The 1,657-nt window shown below is 63.7% G+C and carries 1 protein-coding gene and 1 pseudogene; both read right to left on the reverse strand.

What is annotated here, in order from left to right:
• Positions 1-986: 986 nt before the first annotated feature.
• Complete coding sequence (locus tag QMX82_RS25635) at positions 987-1,295, reverse strand: hypothetical protein (RefSeq protein WP_017642364.1); 309 nt, start codon at positions 1,293-1,295, stop codon at positions 987-989.
• A gap of 175 nt (positions 1,296-1,470) precedes the next feature.
• Positions 1,471-1,657, reverse strand: a pseudogene (locus QMX82_RS25640) (MFS transporter); the annotation flags it as partial.

Here is a 1,657-nt window from a genome sequence, read left to right on the forward strand (position 1 = left end):
TTTAAATCCCCCCGGGTGACGCGGGCCTGGGCAAGCCTTTCCGGGGGGGGGCTTGGCGTGGGGGTTACCCTCACCCCAGCCCTCTCCCGGAGGGAGAGGGGGCGGTACGGAGCGAGAGGTGGTCTGAGGAGTATCGCCTGGAGAGACAGTGTTGGCGAGGCTCTGGAACGGGGTTTTCGAGAGCGTTGAGCTGAGGAAGTTGGCGCGGCTCAGCTACCTGATACTTTGGCGAGAGCATTGCCCTCACCCCGGCCCTCTTCCGACGGGAGAGGGCGCAATAAGGAGCGAAGCGGAGCTGTGTAGCAGCACCCGCTGAAAGACAGTCATACAGTCAGAACCGCTATCGCAGTGACACTGAAAACAGCTTCAAGACGCATATCTGGCGGAAGAGCCCGCTACCACTCCAGACCGCCCCCTCTCCCTCGGGGAGAGGGTTGGGGTGAGGGCGCCAGGACCGGGCGTTGCGGATCGCTATCGCAGTAACTCTGGAACAACCTTGAGGCTCATGTCTGGAGGGGAAGCCCTGCACCGCTCCAGACCGCCCCCTCTCCCTGGGGGAGAGGGTTGGGGTGAGGGCGCCAGGCCCAGGCGTTGCGGATCGCTATCGCAGTAACTCTGGAACAACCTTGAGGCTCATGTCTGGAGGGGAAGCCCTGCACCGCTCCAGACCGCCCCCTCTCCCTCGGAGAGAGGGTCGGGGTGAGGGCGCAAGGCCCGGGCGTTGCGAATCGCTATCGCAGTAACTCTGGAACAACCTTGAGGCTCATGTCTGGAGGGGAAGCCCTGCACCGCTCCAGACAGTCCCTTTTCCCTCGGGGGGAGGATTGGGGTGAGGGCGCCAGGACCGGGCGTCGCGGATCGCTATCGCAGTAACTCTGGAACAACCTTGAGGCTCATGTCTGGAGGGGAAGCCCTGCACCGCTCCAGACCGCCCCCTCTCCCCGGGGGAGAGGGTCGGGGTGAGGGCGCCAGGCCCCCGGCAAGTCCTACTTCTTCTCGAACGCCGCCGCTGCAGTGGCATAGGCCGCTTCGTGATAGTCGAATTCGGCGGACTGCACCAGCAGGGTTTCCTCGTCTTCGGTGAAGGCGATCACCGGGCGATAGGAGAGGCCGTCGGCCTTGATCTCGGCTTCGTCGATGAGCTTGGAGAGATCGAAGGCGAAGTCGCCGCAGATGGCCTTGGCCTGGGCGTCGGTGATGCCGTGCTTCTTCAGGGCATCGCGCAGCAGGGTGCTCCACTGGTATTGAAACTGGATACCCAGTTTGGCGTAGCTGGGACCGTAGTCGATTTCCATGAGTGTGTAACCGGGGCTTGGGAGGAGGGGGCGAACTCGCCACAGCGGCCAGCGAAATGACCGTTGTGAGCGCTGCCGGTGGCACTACGATGGCGTGCCCCAAAGCCCAGGCAAAGGGGGGCGGGCCGGACGGCCGAATCTAATGACCGAGAGGCCCGCACCCAGGGATGAGCGGTTATTCGTGGACGATGCGCGAGTGATCGCGGGTATCTTTCATAAAGACGTAGACCAGCAGCGAGCAGGCGATGCAGCCGGTCACGTACCAGTAGTAGCCGCTCTCCATGCCGATGCTCTTGAACCACAGCGCCAGGTATTCGGCGGTGCCGCCGAAGATGGACACGGTCAGGGCATAGGGCAGGCCG

The organism is Pseudomonas sp. PS02302 (assembly GCF_029959585.1).
GTDB lineage: Bacteria > Pseudomonadota > Gammaproteobacteria > Pseudomonadales > Pseudomonadaceae > Chryseomonas > Chryseomonas aestiva.